Here is a 19,381-nt window from a genome sequence, read left to right as displayed (position 1 = left end):
GATTGCAAATGCAGATCAACTACTTTAAATGGTAGTTGATCTTTTTTTATATTCATTTTTGAATATATCTTTCATTAAAGTGTAGGGTTGATACAGTAGTATTTATCGAGCAAATTATCACATCCAAAAATCTTCAAAGTCTACGCCGTATCCTTTTCTTTTTAAGGCTCTTATTATCTTTTGACCATTCCCTAATGAGGGCTGGTATTGATTGGAGCGAGAGATACGACTAATTGTATTTTGATTTACTCCACTCCATTCCTTTAATTCGGTTTGAGTAATATTATTTCTCCTTAAAAACTTACCAAACTTTGATAATGGTTTCCCCAAGCCAAACATTGTGAACACTCCTATTCTTAAATCCTCTATTAATCACATCTTTACCAAAGCCTGATTTTTTTAAACAAAAGTGTTAATAATGTACAAGCCCCACGTAATATGATGTATCAAGGTAGCCACTATGGTATATAGCAAACTTATTACCAGAGTAGATACCAAATTAACTAGCCTTTGTACTAGAGAAGTATCTACCAAGTTAACAGGCAAGATAATGTTATCAAGGTAATAGGCGTATAAACCCTATATTTTATCTAGTTTGTTCATTTTGTTTATAGAGGGGGCATTTAAATGCGTGCTAGTAAAGAAACAATTCCTTTTCGCGAGTTTATGGATCGGTCATACAAAGATAAAGAAAAAAAAATACGTAAATACAATTCATTAAGTCCTTTCGCATTCCTTCATATGTCGGATCAGGTATTACATATTTACATTGCATTAGGAGTTATGGGAACGATTTCAATCGGAGCAGTCATGTTAGAAAAGTATTTGGTGCGAAATGACTATATATCCGCAGCTAAATTTGTGAGTGAAGGAATTTATCACGGTATGCGAATTGGTGGAGTATGTCTGATTGGATATGTATTTATTCGCATCTTAATGATGTTTTAAGGAGGGAAGGGAGTTATGGGGATTATAAAGGAGTGGCTTCGTATGCAAAGGTTAAGGAATCAGCTTATGGAGGTGTTCGGAAAAGCAGGTTTATATACGGAACATCAAACACGCGGGGGAAAAGTGCCTATTTATCCAAAGGTACATAATATTTCTTCTTCAAAAGAAAGTGTGAGATATGTGTTTACCCTACCAAACGGATTAGATCCACAGAAGATTGAAAAGAAGTGGTTTTGTTTCCAGCAAATATTAGGACGGAATATTACAATTGAAGGGGATGTGAAAAAGTTTGTCCTACATGTATTTCATTCGAATGCTGGGCTAAAGCCGTATATTTATTGTTTTAGAGAATGGCAGACACAATTAGAAGGTTACGGTTTACCTGTTGTGGTCGGCAGGGACCAATACGGAAAAATGATTGCGTACGACATGATTGGTTCCAATTCACCGCACTTATTAATCGCAGGAGAAACAGGAAGTGGGAAAAGTAGTATGGTACGTGTTGTGCTATCCACACTCATTCAATATATGTCTCCTAATACGTTGCATTTGTATCTTGGTGATTTAAAAAACTCTGAATTTCATTTTTTACGTAGAGTGAAGCATGTAAAAGAAGTTTGTATGGAAGAAATCGAAATGAAAATAATGCTTCAAAAGTTATGGAAGGAAATCAGGGAACGAAGAAAACTTATGGAGAAATATGAAGTTGATCATATTGATGCGTACAACAAATTAAATCCAAATCATCCAAAGCCATATATCCTACTTGCTATTGATGAAGTGGCTATGCTTAAAGATGAAAAAGAGTGCATGACTACGATTGAAAAGATTTCAGCAGTCGGGAGATCACTAGGGGTTTTTCTTTTGCTTAGTATGCAGAGGCCAGATGCCAAGGTGTTAGATGGTAAGTTAAAACTTAATATGACTGTAAGAATGGGCTTTAAATGTGATAGTGTGATTAATAGTAATATTATGGGTACCTCTGGTTCAGAGTATTTAGAGCAATCTGGACAAATGATTTTTAAACGAAATGGATTAATGAAAGTGCAAGCTCCTTATTTGGAATTAAGTAAGGCGAAACAAATTGTTGAACCATATTGCATGTCTAAAGAGGAGAGGGTACTCAAGTATTCATCGCAAGTAGAAATTCCGTTATTTGGGGTGTTAGATGATGAAGAGTAGAGATAAAGGAATTCTGAATGATTTGAAGCAATTTAGATGTATGTCCCGAGACGATATTATTGACTTGCATTTTCAAGGCTTAAAGAATACGATAACCTGCTGTAATACGGTTATGAAACGATTAAGAAGAGACGGTCATGTTGATGCTAACGTATTGCAACACCCATACATTTATTTTCCGCGACCCAATCCTATCAGAAAAACGAGTCAAAAAATCCCTCATTTCCTTGGTATTGTGGACGCATATAAACAACTCGTTCATTATGAAAATCCTGAACTATTCGATGTTGAACCAAAGTATGGGAAAGAATTCATGGAACCCGATGCATTTACAATTTGGCGTAGATCTCCATTCTTTATTGAAGTTCAAAAGTCAGTATACAGTAAAAAAATAATGCAAGATAAGATAAATAGATATGAATTATACTTCCATAGCCAAGAATGGCATAATGAATATTGGCAACCGAAAGCTTCTAAATTTTTTCCATCAATCCTTATCATTACTGACAAACATTACGATGTTCAATCTCCGTATTTCCGTATATTCCAAGCAAATTCTATAGAGAGTTTTATAAATAATTTAGCGGTAAAATCATAAAATAAGATACTTTGTTCTCAATTCACATAATTTTCAAAATTAAAACCTTTGGATGTTAATATTTGTTATATAATATACTTATCAAAGCATTACCCCTGTAGTATTTATGATAAATTTTCAAGGTAGTTTGTTTATCTCGTATATTCACCTTAAACTGAAAAGAACTTGTAGAGATTCCTACAAGTTCTTTTTGTTGCTCTTATAAACACGAAAATCCCCTTCTTTACTCCCAGTAATTTTACTTTATCAAGACTACCCCCTTATTGAACTACTCCCACTGTTATCTCGTATAGACGAGGAAAATTAATAAGTAAGGGGCTCAATCGAATTCTAACTTATTAGTAGGTTATCACCATAGTTATTGTGGTTAGAAGCCTTATCGCTTCATTCTTCCAATTGATACTTGCGTTAATATCCCGATTATGGTGTGTACAACAAGAAGGGTAGTCCCATTTTCGTAGGTTTAGATTAGTAACGTCTTGGTTTTGATATCCATAACAAGAACATAATTGATTTGAAACAAATGTTTCCGATACGACAATGGTTTGTTTGCCATACCATTTCGCTATCAAGCTAACAAAGAGACTAAAAATATTAAAGAAGGATTTTTCCAAAATGGAGACGCTTTATCAGTAAGAGAAATATGTAATTATACATATCCTTTTTTTATAATGTTTTTATATATAAAACCTCTTACATATGGGTTATCGATTATATTCAAAATGTCAAAGGCCTTGATATGTCTGTAAAAACGTATCAAAATTTTATTTTAAGACACACAGTATATAAATTTTTGATTAGGCATATTCCTCTTTTTTAGGAAGAGGAAAAACACCTACTATAAAAATTTGCACAACAGAGCCAAATAACGTGATAAAGTATGTATTGCTGTGCATGTAAATATCAAAAAAAGCCTTACAAAATGATGTTTGTAATGGTTTAGCTTATACGATTTTAGGAAATTAATAGCATTTTATGACGTTATTATTAACCTAGTCTCCAAGAAATAGAGGTGAATGTAGGATGACTAAACCTTTTAAAAAAAATAGTCGTTATATGGTAGGGTTGGACAGTCTAAGGGGTCTAGCTATACTAGGTGTTATTTTGTATCATATTAATTTTAATTGGATGCCTGGAGGGTTTTTAGGAGTTACAGTATTTTTTGTACTTTCAGGTTATTTAATTACAGATATTCTAGCCATGGAGTGGAAGAGAAATAAGAGAATTGATTTGAAAAAGTTCTGGCTTAGTAGGGCAAGAAGATTGCTTCCAGGAATGCTTGTTATGCTCGTTATAACATTGGCATGGATTACGATTTTTCATAGCTCTTTACTTGAAAAAATGCGTGGAGATTCATTAGCGGCATTATTTTATGTTAGTAACTGGTGGTATATTTATCATAAATTATCGTACTTTGATAATTTTAACCAGATTTCTCCATTAAATCATTTTTGGTCGTTAGCAGTCGAGGAACAATTCTATGTTGTCTGGCCGTTTATTATTAGTTTAGGACTTTACTACATAAAAAAACAATCTCGTATGATTTTATTGATTTGTCTAGGAGCATTTGCTTCAGCTTTGGCAATGGCAATTTTGTATGAACCTGGAGTTGATCCGAGTAGAATATATTATGGTACAGATACGAGGGCCTTTTCCTTACTTATCGGAGCGGTACTTGCTTTAGTTTGGCCAAGCAATAGGCTTGCTAATAAAATTATCCCGAAGGCGCGTTTCATCCTTGATGTAGTGGGGGGCATTGCTCTTATTATTATTTTGGTTATGTTTTGGAAGACCAATCAATATGATCCATTTCTATACAAGGGAGGAATGGTTCTCTTATCAATTGCAACAGCATTGTTAGTGGCAAATCTAGCTCATCCAGCTAGTCGCATTGCTCAATTTTTACGATTTAGACCTTTACGTTGGGTAGGGGTAAGATCGTATGGCATATATCTCTGGCATTATCCAATTCTCACATTAACGACTCCAAAAGTAAATACGGGGGATTTTTCAATAATAAGAGCAATCCTTCAATTTCTTTTAATAATATTGATCGCGCAAATTTCATGGAAGTTTATCGAAAAACCAATCCGACAAGGTGCGCTCCGGAACATTCAGTTTAAGAACTTAAGACTTCAAAATGTCACTTTAGGTGTTAGGTTAGCTTTAGTTTGTTCATTATTCTTTTCGTCAATAGCAGTCTTAGGGTTATCAAATGCTAGTAAGGCTAAGGAGAATTATCAACAAGAGAAGGTGGAAGCAGTACAAACACAACAGGCGCCACATCCAGTTGCTGTTTGGGAAAATCCAAATCAAGAAACGCCTCTAAATCAAGGGGAATCAAAAGAAGTAAATTCTGCACAAACTAAAAATCCGCTCACAGTTACTGCGATAGGCGATTCCGTTATGATTGATATTACTCCATATTTAAAAAATACTTTTCCTGATATTAGGATTGATGCGCAAATTGGCCGTCAGCTGTCAAAAGCGATTCCAGTAGTTGAACAGTTAAAAAATGAAGGGAATTTAGGAAACAATGTCATTATCGGATTAGGTACAAATGGAGCCTTTACTACTGAGCAACTTGTTTCATTAATAAAATTAATTGGAAACGAACGTAAAATAATATTTATTAATACGAGAGTGCCACGTCCGTGGGAATCAATTGTGAACGAGAGACTGAAAGTAACAGTAACTAAATATCCTAATGTAACTCTAGTTGATTGGTATGCAGCAAGTGCTGGAAAGAAAGACTACTTTGCACCTGATGGTGTGCATTTAACCAATGTAGGTGCAGAAGCATACGCAGTCCTTGTGGCTAAAGCGGTTAATCAATAATTAATTATATTTGATCAAATTCTTTTGCAAAGTTAGCTGAATTAAAAAAGATCTATGTTTGGAGAAATAAATTTTTGGTATTTAGCAATAATTCCTGTAATTCATAATACATTGAAAAGCGAAGTTGAGTTGAAGACTTCGCTTTTTTGTATGGGACATGAATGGTGTCGATGCCTTTTACTATACATACAGCATTACGAAAATGTTGAATTTCTGTGGTTTTGAAAAAGTGGTTGTCACTTTACATGTTAATAAACCTGTTCTGTAGGGTTCTTTAACGGGCTACTTATATTTTTCTTACAAGATAATGTATTGGTTCAGTTAGTAATCTTTTAAATGATTTTCTATGATTAAGTAAATATTTCATTTGTTAATATTGATGTATGTAATTTGTCATCTTTATGAGTTAGATGAGAACGATAAGGTTAAGAAGTTTATTCAAATTGTGGACAGTGCAACTGTTAATGAGGTACTAAATTAGTGTTATTAGTTTCTAACATGCCTCGTATAAGGAGTATTGTTAGGATAAATGGGTTTTCCTAACAATATCTCTTACATCACATTCTGGGAAAGATTTTTCCTTTATTAAGCGTGTTAACGAAGATGAATTATAAAATTAGAAGAGGTAGGTATATATGAAAGTAGAGAAAAGTTTAATAGTAATAATTATTTCTGTGTTTATTTTAGGAATTGTGTCGACTTTGATATTTCAAGCTTCAACTGGTAATACCAAAGGTCACTCAATAAAGAGCGAGAATGTTGCACCAGTATCGAAAGATAATATGACAGAAAAAGAAAAGAATAAAAAGATGGTAGTTGAGTTCTATAATGAAGTTTTTAACAAACATAATATTGATATTATCCCTAAATATGTAGGTGAAAGAGTATAAACAACATAATCCTTTTGTTGCTGATGGACGAAAAGCCTTCATGGATTTCTTTAAGGAGGATTTTGTTAAAAACCCTAATTCCTCTGCAGAGATTAAACGTGTAGTAGCTGAAGGAGATACAGTTGCCCTCCATGTACATTCTCGTACTAATTCTCAAGATAAGGGAGTTGCTATAGTCGATATTTTTCGTATAAAGGATGGAAAGATTGTTGAACATTGGGATGTAATTCAAGAGATTCCAAATGAGGCAGCTAATAATAATACGATGTTTTAGATAGAAGATATATATAAACTAAATTTAGATTTCTAACAAATGACTCCATTTTGATTAACCTTTTTCAAAATGGGGTCTTCTTATTTTCAATATAACATGGGTTTGTGGAGCCTTTTTGATTATACGTTATTTCAAATCAACATTTGTTTTAATGAGGTTTAATTTATACGCAATAAAATTGATAATACTCTTGATGTATGAGTCACATCGTAGTAAAAACTCTTCTATAGCATTCTGGGGTGAATTAGTATTTTTATCATTAATAACATTAAATAATTATATATAAATATAACGCATTTATGTTATTATGTTTATGTTGGGAAATAAAGTATATTTTTGTTCGCAAAAATAATTAGGATAAGAAGGGGAAATAGCATGAAAATGAAAAAAATGATTTTAACAGGTGCAGTACTTGCAGCAACAACTTTAACAGCTTTAACAAATGTACAGGCAGATACAACATTTAAAGATGTTCCTACTGATCATTGGTCATATCAAGCAATTATGGATCTAAAAGAGAAAAATATCGTAGCTGGTTATGGAAATGGCATTTTTGGTTTCGGTGATAGTATTACACGTGGTCAAGTTGCTAGATTGCTTTATGTATACTTGAAACCGGCAGATGTAGATGCTAATTTTCAAAATCCATTTATGGATATAAAAGGTTCTATGTTCGAAAAAGAAATCTTAGCAATTACAAAAGCAGGGATTATGCGCGGATATGGTGATGGAAAGTTCGGGCCAAATGAGGTCTTAAATCGTGAACAATTAGCAGCTGTTCTAACACAAGCATTTCAATTAGAAGCGACAACTGTCACAACTTTCACAGATGTTGACAAGAATTATTGGGCTACGAAGGCAATCAGTGCAGTGCAGGAAAGTAAAATTGCTGTTGGTACAGGAAGTAACTTATTTGAGCCAAAAAGAGTTGTAACACGTGAGCAATATGCACAGTTTCTATACAATGGAATTAAAAGTGTAAACAAACCAGAGACAAAACCAGAGACAAAACCAGAGACAAAACCAGAGACAAAACCAGAGACAAAACCAGAGACAAAACCAGAGACAAAACCAGAGACAAAACCAGAGACAAAACCAGAGACAAAACCAGAAACAAAACCAGGAGTAACGCCAATAGGTATTCCCAATGCGTTAGTGACAGATGATTTTTTCTTTGATAGATATTCAATTGAAATTTCACCTGTAAGAGAGAAATCTATTTCTAAACAAGGTCAAAATCTTGTTACTGAAGTAAATAAGAAATATAATGCGGATTTCAGATATAGATACGTAGCATCAGAAATTGATCTATATACTCCTAATTTGCCAAGAATGATTGATTCTCATGGTTCATTTTCGTTTGTTGGGAAGGATAAAGATAATTTCTATTTCGTGTTTGTCATTGACAAATCAACTGTTGAGCTAGCTGAAAACTGGATGCATATGATAAATCCGAATTTCACACTTGATAAAGAGATTGATAGATTAGTAAATCCAAATCCAGAATTAAAAAAAGAAATTGATAGTTTTGTAAAAAATAATAAGGATTATATCAATCGTTTTGAAAAAGATAATCATAGCGTAGTAATAGATGTAAGTCCTCTACATTCGATAATCCCTGGAGAGTCTGTAGTTACTATAAATCCCGATTACCGTGTATTACACGTTTCTGTACAAGAAAAGTAAATATTTAAGTAGTGTATTGATTTTCGTACAGTGAAGTATGGACAAGAGCTTAGAGATTTTTTGAAAAAGACCGACTGTTATGTGCGGTCTTTTTTCTATGTAAAAAGCTATTCGAAGAAGAAATGAACGAGTTACTTCCTAGGAATGGGTGGCATATTTTTATTTTGCTAACTTGATTTTGATGTGACGGAACCGTCAGTGTTTAAAAATTTAAAAAAGCCCCTCAATCATGTTAAAGGGACCTTACTCACGCAAATGATCTGTAAATCAATTCATTTTTGATATACAGATCATTTGTATGATAATATTTATAAAGAATTGCTAAAGAATGAAATTACATAAATGCTTTTAGAAGTTCTTGAATTAATGGGATTGCTCCACCAATAAATTTTAAAACTGCCATTGCGATTTCCATAGTATTCTCTCCTTTGTTTTTGTATTAAGATGTTGAATCTTTATAACCTTATTATAGTAAGCGCTTACATTTATAACAATACATTTTTGTATGCAATATTGCATATTTATACGTTTGGACAAAAATTAGGCCCTATTAGTCATTCTTTAATGGTACCATAGCGAGGTGTGAGTCTTTAAGGGTTTTCCCTAATAGGAGGAAATATGGAAAGAGTACAAGTGATTTACAGTAATCTGAAAATTAAAAGTTGGGCTAAACAGGTATTAGCTGTAGGAGGAATATTAGGGTTCTGCTACTTGGTGTTATACGTTTTTAGTTTCTTAGTTGTTATGTAAATATTATATAACTAAACTAGTAGAGTCTTGCCTAGATAGGTAAGACTCTTTTGTTTTTATCTGTGATGAGCAAACTACATACAAAACCTCTCAAGTTTGTCAGATGCTATGTATAGTGCCTTATTTCTCTATGCTTTAGAACGGCTAGCTCCTATCATAGAAAGTAAATAAACTTCTATTAAAAAAATAAGCATAAGTTATATTACGTTTTGGTAAAATCTTTTTATCTTTGAAAAGGATTTAAATCTTACTAATAGATTTGATTCCTTTTTGTATACCATAATTTCAATATTAACATATGAATATAATATACTGAAAATAATTTAAAAGCAAGAACATTAGTAGGGATCCGCTACATGCCCATCAACTTAAAATTTTAAAGTAGACCTTAAACGAAAATTTTTCTTTTTTAAATTGATTGATAGTAAACAAGAAAGGTTGGCATTTGCAGATACAAGTGGATTTGGAAGCAATCAAATAAAAATTTTTGAAGTTTTACGCAAAGCTTGTGAAACATTTATGCTTTCTACTGTGGATTTTTAAAAAAATTAACTATTTATAAAAAAAGTTGCATCACGTTATCTCTTTATATAAAGGGATATTTTTCATCAGTATTTTAAATTTCGAGAAACCTTTTGTCAAAAATACTTTACGAATTGTAAGAAATAAATTACAAACTTTTTAAGAGGTGTTGCTATTGTTACATAATAAAATTGTAGTTTGTCGAGCGGAAAAAGGTTGGACTCAAGAAGAACTGGCAAAAAGAGTGGGGGTTAGTCGTCAAACTATCGCTACTCTTGAAAAAAACAAATATAATCCTTCTCTAATTCTTGCTTTTAAAATTGCAAATATATTTGAAAAGTCAATAACTGACGTGTTTGATTATCAGGAGGAGTGAGACTTATGTTATGGTTAACATCTTTATCTTTAGTTATAATATTCATCAGTCAGATGTATGTAATAAAATTTCAATCAAGTGATGAAGCCAAGATGAAAGAGGGAGAGAAATTCAATATAAAACAAATAATGTGTTGTACAACATCCTATATTTAGGTATCATTGCTATTATTATTTTTCAATCGATAGATATTGTTCCTTTAGAATTTTTACCAGATTTATTGTTATATTTTGTGCTGGCATTAAGTGTGCTAGGCTGTATTTTTATATTTATCAACAGAAACAGGAAAAATTACTAATATGAGTTAGGCTTTTTCTCTCGTCCTGTTAGGCGTTTGGATAAAATGTTTCTTATAAAAAGTGAAATTTATATACTGATTATAAAGGATTATAGTTAAAATGACAGCTGCGTTTATTTAAGTGAATCACATAAAATAATCAATCTTTTTTATAAAAACTTAAGGAATCCAAAATTGATACCTTTACATTTTGATAAAGTTTTTTAAAATGTGTAGTTTTCTTCTATTCTTGCCATTTATGCTAGAATAAAAAAATCTTACAAGTATGATGGCTGGCTTTGAAAGACGAGTTCAATTTTGTGATTACTGGCTTGTATAATACTTATGGAATGTCCCATTCGAAATGAAAAGCGTAGACAATATTGAAAAAGGTTTTACGTCGAGCTTTTGAAAATGTACTTCCAGAGGATGCACGTTATCGCAAAAAAGTGCATATTCAAGCACAAAGGATGCCTCTTATCTACAAGGTTTTAGTGATTGGATGTTACATGTGTTGAACAATTCTCAATCATCTATTTTGCCATTAATTAATATAGAAAGAGTTCGTGCTATTGCAGAAGGGAAATATAAGGTAATTTATGGTAATGATGCACGAAGTATAATAGATTATTTACTTCAAGTTAATAGTTGGCTTCAGGAATATATTATTAAATTAGTATGATAGATGTAATTTTTAAATAAAGAGGTTAGATAAACCCTCAACGAACTAAGTGAACCGCACCTCCAATGTATTAGATAGTTATCTAAGAATTGGAGATGCGGTTTTATTATTTTGATTTGCCATAACGTTAGTCAGTTAGTAAATTAGAATCAAATAAGGACCATAGAAAGAACTGGGGGAAATAATTTGAATTGGAGGTACCCAGTAAAGGAGAATACGATGAACCTTTTAATTAGAGAATTAGAAGTAAATGATTTAGACAATTTACCGGAGATTGATGATAGTTTCATAGTGAACTCTAGGTTAATTCTTTCTCTTTCAAAAATAAATAAGCAAATAGAATATACAGTAGAAGACGTTCCAATTTATGAGAAAAGTTATTTACAAGATCAATATGATGATGAACTAGCGTACACTGAATATATAAATAATCCTAATCAAGTAATTTACATTGCAATTTTACATGATCAAATTATAGGAGTAATGGTATTGAAAAAGAATTGGAATCACTATGCTTACATAGAAGATATAAAGGTGGATAAAAAATATCGTTCACTTGGAGTTGGTAGAAGGTTAATTGAGCAAGCAACACAGTGGGCAAAAGAAAATAATATGCCAGGTTTAATGCTTGAAACACAAAATAATAATGTAGCAGCATGTAAGTTCTATGAAAAATGTGGGTTTGTAATAGGTGGGTTCGACTTTTTTATCTATAAAGGAATACATGAAGAAAGCGATGAAGTTGCAATGTATTGGTATTTGCATTTCAAATGAAAGTACACCAAAACGCGGATATATAAATTCCTTGCTGTTACATTCGGGACACGCAAATAACTAAAAGAAAAAGGAGGTTTCTTTCTGAAATTAGGGGGCATCTTTGATTTTGCTACCAATAATCAAACGATATATTAATTAGACTTGGATAAAATCAATAGGTAGGTATTTACGGTTGCCTTTCTATTTTTTTTTTAGAATTGATTTAGTGAATCAAAATTCTATTTTTGTATATATCTTTTGTACTAGTAGATATAAGTCTAAAAATATGTACAATTACACCATTTGGCTAGTGGGTAAATTTTATGAACTGATTTATACTAGTATTGTGTCTTGCCTTTTTAGGTGCAGTACACAGCCGGTGATTGGCTAGTGGATGCTCTTCCATTTTGCCAGTGCCGGTTTTTTATTGGATAATAGAGAAAATAAAGTTTTTATAAAGAAAGAAGGGGTTGTTTTGAAAGATGTAAATTCTATCTTTATGAGAGAAAAGATTGCTAGTTCTTATCTTTATTTTATTTCTTTTCTTGGTTTGGTTACTATAACTATATCTTTACTTGAAATTAAAATTCCTTCTCATCCAACAATACTAATATTGTTGTTACTATTTATGGGGATCGCAGAGTATTTTCCTGTAAGATTTTGGAGAGGAACTAGCTCGCTTACCTTTCCGATCATTTACGCAATGAATTGGCAGTTTGGAATCCATATAACTATTGTTGCTATTGTACTCGTTACGCTAATTATTCATCTGCATCGCCGTTCACCGATACAAAGAATGTTATTTAATAGTACTCAGCATGCACTTAGTTTGATCTTGGCCGAATGGCTCTCAAACAAATGTATGTCCTTATTAATTAATAAAATAGATATGTCGGTTCTGTATGGAAATTTAATATCTTTATTATTATTTTGTGTATTTTTTTGTTTTTTCAACAATCGCTTTTACGATTTGTTAATGATACTTCTTCCGCAGCCATATTCAATTTATCAGTGGTATAAAAAAACTGTAACGGTATTTCTTTGCGAAACTTTTGGTTTCTCTTATGCGGCACTGATGCACGTATTAATTAGTACATATAGTGTGGAAGTAAACGAGATTACAGTACTGTTTTTCTTTTTTCCACTTGTAGCAACTTCAGTGATAAGTTCTTTTTCTGTACGGATAAGGATGGAAAAGGAACGATTATATGAGTTATTTCTTATTACGACCGAAATTAGTCGAGGATTAACCGGAGGAAACTTGAAACATATTAAACAAGCACTCAAAGGTTTTTTTGGCATACAAGCATATGTAATATGGACAAAAGATGATGGGAACTGGAATATTCTATTAAAAGATGGGAAAGTCCGCTCCTATATATCTGATGATTCAGAAAAATTTAGGGCGTTTGAAGGAATCTCTAAAAATCTTGTATTTAATGATTGGAAAGTTGGTACGGCTCCTGGAGATGAAATATTTGATAGTGTTATACGCTCACTTGTATATTTTCCTCTTATAGTAAATGATGAATTAGTCGGAATGTTTGTTGCAGGGAAAAGTAGAAATGCGGGTTTCTTTCCGGAAGATGTACAGTCGTTAGCTACATTTTCTAACCAATTAGCTAACGTTGTTAAAACAAGGATATTGATTTCTGAACAGGAAAAAAGAATGATCCTAGAAGAAAGAAATAGAATCGCCCGTGAAATTCACGATGGTATTGCGCAAACATTAGCCGGGGTGATATTCCAACTAGAATCCGCGCAGAAAAAATACCGTGATAAACCAAAAGATATGCAGCAAGTAGTTGAGAAAAGCATAAAAGATTTAAGAGGAAGCCTAGGAGAAGTTCGCTATTCTATTTATGCTTTAAAACCATATCCGACACAACAATTAGGTTTTAAGCAGGCGATAGCAAGTAAAATAAAATCTTTAAAACAAGAATACGGACTAGATATTACATATCATGAAAGAGGTTATGCACGTGCGCTTAGTTTTTCAAAAGAAAGAGTTATTTTTGATACATTACAAGAGAGTTTGCAAAACATTGTAAAACATGCAAAAGCAGAAAAGACCGATGTTTTACTCAGCTATCAAAGTGAGCACGTGCTTTTAAGGGTTAAGGATAATGGAGTTGGTTTTTCACTATTTGAGTCTATGGTTAAAACGAAGAATGAGCCACATTATGGTATATTACATATGAATGAACAAGCTGAACAATTAGGGGCTACTTTACAGATTGATAGTTCTGTAGGGAAAGGGACAGAAATTACACTGTTAATTCCAGATTCACAAACAAGGGGTGCGTAAAATGATTAAAATATTAGTAGTAGATGATCATGCTTTTTTACGGGACGCAATTCGGAGCATACTAGAGGATGAATCTGATATGAAAGTGGTTGGAGAAGCTAGCTCTGGGGATGGAGTATTGGGAAAAGTAGAAGAATTCGGACCAGATTGTATTTTGATGGATATTAACCTTCCAGGGAAAAATGGGATTGAAGCTACCGAGTTAGTGAAAAAAAATATCCAAATTGCCGAGTACTTGTGTTTACAATGTATGAGCATGATGAGTATTTAATGGATGCACTCCAGGCCGGTGCTGATGGCTATTTATTGAAGGATTCCTCATCAGAGCAGCTAGTAGCAGCAATTCGAATGTTATATCGAGGCGATTCCGTTATTCATCCGCGTATGACTAAAAAATTAATTACATATCATCAGCAAAAAATGAAAGTAGAATCAAATGAAAATGAACTGACGGAACGTGAAAAGGAAATTCTCTTTGAACTAGTAAAAGGACTTAGTAATAAAGAGATTGCTGAAGTTTTATATATTAGTGATAAAACAGTTAAAATTCACATCAATAAAATTTTTAAAAAGCTAAATGTGAAAAGTCGATCGCAAGCAGTGATTTATGCAGTCCGAAATCAATTGGTTCCGCTAGATTAAATAAGAAATCTTTCAAAGAACTATCGTGTTGCTTTATTCTGTATCACAAAGAATAAAGGCAAGATAGTTCTTTTGTACTATGTAGGCATAGAATCCTTAGAGAAAAGATACTCCTTTTGTTCAATTTTCAGAACAATCTAAATGTGGAATAATAAAAATAGAATTACATTTTAACCTTGTTAATAATTCATTTTGTAAAAATATTTTGTTGAAAATAAATGATGGGGGGCTCTTATAGAAAGAGTAAAGTGAGTGATTAGCTATATGAGGTATGGGGATGGTAGTATTGTTGGAAATCTTTCATGATACAAAAGATTAAGATTAATAGAATTTCCAATGCTAAATGGGAATTTAAGAATCAATTTGTTTCAAAAAATAATATTAAAAATGGGGAGATGCAATATGAAACGAGGGAAATTTGGAAAGATTCTTATTGGAACGTTAACAGCTGGAATGTTATTGTCTCAAGGAATTCCATATAACGTATTAGCGGAAGAGGTAAATACATCTACTTTAACTGGAATTGATGATGCAAATGCTATCTTAAAAGGCCTTACAAAGGAACAACGTAATGCCTTAAAAACGTTAGATACAAAACCGGGTTTTGTTATTTCGCCAGGTATCAATACCGCAAGTCCTAATAATGTGAATGTGATTATAGAATTTAAGCAAGCACCTAGCAAAATTGAAGTATTAAAACAAGCGGCTAAAGGGAAAAAGGTAGCTCTTTCAAATGCGGAACAAAAGGTAGAAGCATCACATAAAGGATTTAAAGCAGAGCTTGAACAGCTTCAAAAGAATAAAGAGAAAGGGACAAATTTAAAAGCTGCCAAAATAACAAGAGAATATAAGAATGCTTTTAATGGTGTAGCGATTTCTATACCTGCGAACATGATTGAAGATTTAGTTCGTACCGGTATGGTTAAGCGTGTATGGGAAGATCATGAGGTTAAAATTGATTTGCCGAAAGAAACAGCTAAGACTGCTGTTGAACCGAAAATGGCAGATAGTGTACCGCAAATTGGTGTGGACAAGCTGCATGATGAAAAAATAACAGGTAAAGGAATTAAGGTAGGTGTACTGGACACAGGTATTGATTACAACCACCCGGATTTGAAAGATGCATATAAAGGGTATCGTGCAAAACAAGGTGAGGATTCAAGCAAAATAGATCCGAACTCCATAAAAGGATGGGACTTTGTTAATAATGATGCTGATCCAATGGAGACAACGTATAAGGATTGGCAAAATTCTGGGGGATATCCTGAGATTTATGATGGAAGTGCATATTATACATCCCATGGTACGCATGTAGCTGGGACAATTGCTGCAGACAAACAGAATAGTGTGGATTATGCAGTGAAGGGCGTAGCCCCGGATGTAGATTTATATTCATACCGCGTATTAGGTCCATATGGAAGTGGACAAACAAGTGGTATTCTTGCTGCGATTGATAAAGCAGTGAAAGACGATATGGATGTTATCAATTTATCACTAGGAGCGTCTATTAATGATCCTTTATATCCTACTTCTGTCGCAGTGAACAATGCGATGTTGGCTGGTGTTATTACAGTAGTAGCAGCTGGTAATAGTGGTCCGGAAGAAGGTACCATTGGATCTCCTAGTGCAGCAGCACTTCCCATTACAGTTGGAGCCAGTGACGCTGCAATGACTATTCCAACGTTTTCCGCCGATGCAGGTGATGTACATGTAGATAAGATGATGCTACTTGGAAAAAGCTTTACTGATAAGATTGAAGATTTGAAAGGACAATCCTTATCGGTTGTATATGCGGGGCTTGGGAAATTAGGTGATTTTACAGGGAAAGATGTAAAAGGGAAGTTAGTTCTTATCCAACGAGGTGAGATTACATTTGATGAAAAAATTAAAAATGCTAAGGATGCAGGCGCAAAGGCAGTAATTGTATATAACAATGTAGATGGGGAAATTACAAGTTATCTTGGGGAAAGTACTTCATCTATTCCATCGTTCCGCTTAACAAAAGTAGATGGTGAGAAATTACAAGCAAAAGCTGTACAAGGAGATGTGTCGTTAGCGTTTGGAGAACTTAGTAATATAAAAACAGAGGGAGATCACTTAGCTGATTTCAGCTCCCGTGGTCCTGCAACTAAAACAGATGATATTAAGCCAGATATTATAGCGCCAGGTGTGTCTATTTTCTCAACTGTTCCTGAATATATTAATGATCCAAAAGATGGAGAAAATTATCCGGTAGCGTATGGACGTATGTCAGGTACTTCTATGGCAACTCCTCATACTGCAGGGGTAGCGGCACTCATTTTACAAGAACATCCAAATTATAGTCCATTTGAAGTAAAAGAAGCACTTATGAATACCGCAGTTGACTTAAAAGAAGAGCGTTCTGTATTTGAGGTGGGATCAGGAAGAATTGATGCATATCGTGCAGTTCATGCAGATACATCTATCGAGGTTATCGATAAAACATCAAACGTTGTAGATGATGAAGAAGTAGAAATTGAAGAAAAAACAGGTTCTATTGCATTTGGGTATAAAAATCAAATTGAAACTGGGCCTATTAAAGATAGCCGAAAAGTGTTAATTAAGAACAGTAGTAAAACAGATGGGAAAGAATTTAAATTAGAAGTAGAGTTTTCACCTACAAGTGTAGGTGTGCAAGATGCAGCGAAGAATGGTGTGAAGCTAAACGTACCAGATTCTATTAAAGTAGCTCCTGGTACATCAGGGGAAATTAGTCCTGAAATTATAATTCCGGAAAACGCTGAATTTGGCAGATATGAGGGCTATATTCATATTTCAAATAAAAACAATGAAAAAGAAGTATATCAAGTACCATTCGCAGTTAAATTCACAGAAAAAGGGATTGCGTCTGTGGATTTACTAAGAGATGCAATGGCAACAGATGCTTCTAAATTCCATCCATTTATGGAAAGACCAAGTTCGCCGTTGACATTTAAATTAAATAGTCCCCTTGAAACCATTGATGCAGTTGTGAAGGACCGAAAGACAGGTAAGGCACTAGGAGTCGTTGGTACACTTAATGCAAGTAGTCTAACACCAAATGTTGAGTATATGATGTTTTCTGGTATGGGAGGGTATGTACTTCCATTCACAGGAGATCCAGCTCATCCAATTGGAAATAAACCTGTTATGTTGCCTGATGGAGATTACGAATTGAACTTCGTTGGATATGATAAAGAAGGAAAATCGTATACAAAAGGCGATAGCATAATCATTGATAATGTAATACCTGAAATGAAATTTAAGGATGTAGAACCTGGTATACACGAAGTCAATGATTCCATGTTTAAAGAAGAAGACGGTCAACATGCATTATGGGTGCATGGTAATATTTATGATTCTACAGTAGATGCATTAAAGGCAAAAGGCCTGCAGTATGATCAAAAAGCGAATCAAATCGTATATTATCAAAACTCAGCCTTCCCATCAGGTTGGTTGAATACAATTCAAGCAAATGGTGATTTTAAATTTGGAGTACTTCCAGAGGAAATAAATGAGCCATTAAATTTAAAATTATTTGGATATGACCTTGCCACTGCAGGGAATATGGCAACTGGATATAAAGATTATGTCTTTGTAAAAGAAGGGACAGAATACGCTGTTCCAAGTTATGACAAAGATAAAATAAAATTAGGTGAAAAAATTACGTTAACTTTGAATCTCAATAATGTAAAACAGCTTATGTCAGGTACATTTGAAATTCCTTATTACAAGCAGCTCTTTAAATTTACAGATGTGAAACCAAATCCAGCACTTACGGAATATGTAAAACAACAAGGACTGAACCTTAAATTAGAAGATCCGAAGATAAGTGAAGAAGGAACTTGGGAAAACAAGGTGAAAGTTGGCGCGTCATTGGAAGGAAAAGAATTTAAAGGATTAGATGGAGATACACCATTTTTAGATGTTACATTCGAGATGACGAGCGATGAATACTTTAATGATTTAACTGCATTTGGAGTAGATAAGTTCTCTTATACAAAAGCTGGTGCATCAGAAGGCAATGAGATTCCTGTATTTAAAGATAAATCTTTTGCTATTGTTTCGAAACATTCAACGGTTACAGGTTATATTGGTCCGGAAGCTTTCTTGAATGAAGAGGGGTATTTAGGTAAGAAAGACTATACAAAACTAGGAGCAAAAGTGTATGCAGTTGGCAAGGACGGAAAGAAATATACAGGAACGATTAATGATAACGGGCAATTTGAAATTCATAGTGTCCCAGTGAGCGATAAAGAATATGATATTTTCGTAGAAATACCAGGTCATTTAAATAGTAAATTAACAACAAAAATAGGGAAAATGCAGGATGGAGAATTAGTGGGACAAAACTTTAGAGCTGACATGGATGATAACCTTGCAGGTGATGTAAACGGCGATAAAATGGTGGATATTCAAGATGCTAGAATAGTAGCTTTGTCATATGGAAAAGGAAAAGTATCTGTAAAAGATGGAGATATAAATCAAGATGGTGTTGTAGATGAAACGGATATTCGTTTTATTGAGAAAAACTTCTTGAAAAAGGGCCCAGATGCTAAAGGAAATCAGAAACCGAAAGAAAATGTAGGGCCAGTGACATTAGATAAAATCTTACGCTCTATCGGTTTAGAACCAAAAAAATAAGTGGGCAA

The 19,381-nt window shown here is 33.4% G+C and carries 11 protein-coding genes and 7 pseudogenes; 15 read left to right on the top strand and 3 right to left on the bottom strand.

Annotated features, from left to right (window positions below):
- Positions 1–117 precede the first annotated feature (117 nt).
- Positions 118–339, bottom strand: coding sequence for a helix-turn-helix transcriptional regulator (locus tag ACSG5Z_RS25410; protein ID WP_262720463.1), 222 nt, complete (start codon positions 337–339; stop codon positions 118–120).
- Positions 340–627: 288 nt separating this feature from the next.
- On the opposite strand from ACSG5Z_RS25410, the gene ACSG5Z_RS25405 reads away from it, so the two are divergent.
- Genes ACSG5Z_RS25405 through ACSG5Z_RS25395 form a run of 3 tightly spaced genes read left to right on the top strand, consistent with a single transcriptional unit; the run spans position 628 to position 2,728 of the window.
- Positions 628–948 carry a hypothetical protein gene (locus ACSG5Z_RS25405; protein WP_435712474.1) on the top strand — a complete coding sequence of 107 codons (321 nt, stop codon included), beginning with the start codon at positions 628–630 and terminating at the stop codon, positions 946–948.
- A gap of 15 nt (positions 949–963) precedes the next feature.
- On the top strand, positions 964–2,130 hold the full coding sequence (locus ACSG5Z_RS25400; protein WP_262720461.1) for an FtsK/SpoIIIE domain-containing protein: 1,167 nt from the start codon (positions 964–966) through the stop codon (positions 2,128–2,130).
- Positions 2,117–2,728 carry a replication-relaxation family protein gene (locus ACSG5Z_RS25395; protein ID WP_435712473.1) on the top strand — a complete coding sequence of 204 codons (612 nt, stop codon included), beginning with the start codon at positions 2,117–2,119 and terminating at the stop codon, positions 2,726–2,728. Before ACSG5Z_RS25400 ends, ACSG5Z_RS25395 begins: the two co-directional genes overlap by 14 nt.
- Before the next feature lie 338 nt (positions 2,729–3,066).
- Here the strand turns inward: ACSG5Z_RS25395 and ACSG5Z_RS25390 are convergent, their stop codons facing one another.
- Positions 3,067–3,345, bottom strand: coding sequence for a zinc ribbon domain-containing protein (locus ACSG5Z_RS25390; RefSeq protein ID WP_255288473.1), 279 nt, complete (start codon positions 3,343–3,345; stop codon positions 3,067–3,069).
- A gap of 406 nt (positions 3,346–3,751) precedes the next feature.
- Between ACSG5Z_RS25390 and ACSG5Z_RS25385 the strand changes: the two genes are divergently transcribed.
- The 4 genes and pseudogenes from ACSG5Z_RS25385 (at position 3,752) to ACSG5Z_RS25370 (ending at position 8,416) form a co-directional block, all read left to right on the top strand.
- A complete protein-coding gene (locus ACSG5Z_RS25385; protein WP_435712472.1) occupies positions 3,752–5,566 on the top strand; it encodes an acyltransferase family protein in 1,815 nt (604 codons plus the stop codon).
- 391 nt (positions 5,567–5,957) lie between these two features.
- Positions 5,958–6,047, top strand: a pseudogene (locus tag ACSG5Z_RS25380) (nuclear transport factor 2 family protein); the annotation flags it as partial.
- A gap of 154 nt (positions 6,048–6,201) precedes the next feature.
- A pseudogene (locus ACSG5Z_RS25375) lies at positions 6,202–6,730 on the top strand (nuclear transport factor 2 family protein).
- Between the two features lie 375 nt (positions 6,731–7,105).
- The gene (locus tag ACSG5Z_RS25370) at positions 7,106–8,416 is read left to right on the top strand and encodes an S-layer homology domain-containing protein (protein WP_435712471.1); all 1,311 of its coding nucleotides are present in this window, start codon (positions 7,106–7,108) and stop codon (positions 8,414–8,416) included.
- Positions 8,417–8,750: 334 nt separating this feature from the next.
- Here ACSG5Z_RS25370 and ACSG5Z_RS25365 read toward each other — a convergent pair.
- A pseudogene (locus ACSG5Z_RS25365) lies at positions 8,751–8,935 on the bottom strand (hypothetical protein).
- Positions 8,936–9,598: 663 nt separating this feature from the next.
- On the opposite strand from ACSG5Z_RS25365, the pseudogene ACSG5Z_RS25360 reads away from it, so the two are divergent.
- The 8 genes and pseudogenes from ACSG5Z_RS25360 to ACSG5Z_RS25325 all read left to right on the top strand — a co-directional run.
- A pseudogene (locus tag ACSG5Z_RS25360) lies at positions 9,599–9,694 on the top strand (AHH domain-containing protein); the annotation flags it as partial.
- Between the two features lie 169 nt (positions 9,695–9,863).
- Complete coding sequence (locus tag ACSG5Z_RS25355; RefSeq protein WP_002094847.1) at positions 9,864–10,064, top strand: helix-turn-helix transcriptional regulator; 201 nt, start codon at positions 9,864–9,866, stop codon at positions 10,062–10,064.
- Positions 10,065–10,069: 5 nt separating this feature from the next.
- Positions 10,070–10,362 (top strand): annotated as a pseudogene (locus ACSG5Z_RS25350) (hypothetical protein).
- A 226-nt stretch (positions 10,363–10,588) separates the two neighbouring features.
- Positions 10,589–11,023 (top strand): annotated as a pseudogene (locus ACSG5Z_RS25345) (asparagine synthase-related protein); the annotation flags it as partial.
- Between the two features lie 219 nt (positions 11,024–11,242).
- The gene (satA, locus tag ACSG5Z_RS25340) at positions 11,243–11,797 is read left to right on the top strand and encodes a streptothricin N-acetyltransferase SatA (RefSeq protein WP_353842097.1); all 555 of its coding nucleotides are present in this window, start codon (positions 11,243–11,245) and stop codon (positions 11,795–11,797) included.
- A gap of 457 nt (positions 11,798–12,254) precedes the next feature.
- Positions 12,255–14,087 carry a GAF domain-containing sensor histidine kinase gene (locus ACSG5Z_RS25335; protein ID WP_435712488.1) on the top strand — a complete coding sequence of 611 codons (1,833 nt, stop codon included), beginning with the start codon at positions 12,255–12,257 and terminating at the stop codon, positions 14,085–14,087.
- A 1-nt stretch (position 14,088) separates the two neighbouring features.
- Positions 14,089–14,729, top strand: a pseudogene (locus tag ACSG5Z_RS25330) (response regulator).
- Positions 14,730–15,131: 402 nt separating this feature from the next.
- On the top strand, positions 15,132–19,373 hold the full coding sequence (locus ACSG5Z_RS25325) for a S8 family serine peptidase (RefSeq protein ID WP_435712470.1): 4,242 nt from the start codon (positions 15,132–15,134) through the stop codon (positions 19,371–19,373).
- Positions 19,374–19,381: the final 8 nt, after the last annotated feature.

It is taken from the genome of Bacillus pretiosus (assembly GCF_051294775.1).
Taxonomy (GTDB): domain Bacteria; phylum Bacillota; class Bacilli; order Bacillales; family Bacillaceae_G; genus Bacillus_A; species Bacillus_A wiedmannii.
The sequence above is the reverse complement of the archived record's forward strand: the minus strand, read 5'-3'. Positions and strand labels throughout refer to the sequence as shown.

Excerpts from the sequence above, each read along its gene's own strand:
- ACSG5Z_RS25410 (WP_262720463.1), bottom strand. The coding sequence starts at position 339 with ATGTTTGGCTTGGGGAAACCATTATCAAAGTTTGGTAAGTTTTTAAGG.
- ACSG5Z_RS25405 (WP_435712474.1), top strand. The coding sequence starts at position 628 with ATGCGTGCTAGTAAAGAAACAATTCCTTTTCGCGAGTTTATGGATCGG.
- ACSG5Z_RS25400 (WP_262720461.1), top strand. The coding sequence starts at position 964 with ATGGGGATTATAAAGGAGTGGCTTCGTATGCAAAGGTTAAGGAATCAG.
- ACSG5Z_RS25395 (WP_435712473.1), top strand. The coding sequence starts at position 2,117 with ATGATGAAGAGTAGAGATAAAGGAATTCTGAATGATTTGAAGCAATTT.
- ACSG5Z_RS25385 (WP_435712472.1), top strand. The coding sequence starts at position 3,752 with ATGACTAAACCTTTTAAAAAAAATAGTCGTTATATGGTAGGGTTGGAC.
- ACSG5Z_RS25370 (WP_435712471.1), top strand. The coding sequence starts at position 7,106 with ATGAAAATGAAAAAAATGATTTTAACAGGTGCAGTACTTGCAGCAACA.
- satA (WP_353842097.1), top strand. The coding sequence starts at position 11,243 with ATGAACCTTTTAATTAGAGAATTAGAAGTAAATGATTTAGACAATTTA.
- ACSG5Z_RS25325 (WP_435712470.1), top strand. The coding sequence starts at position 15,132 with ATGAAACGAGGGAAATTTGGAAAGATTCTTATTGGAACGTTAACAGCT.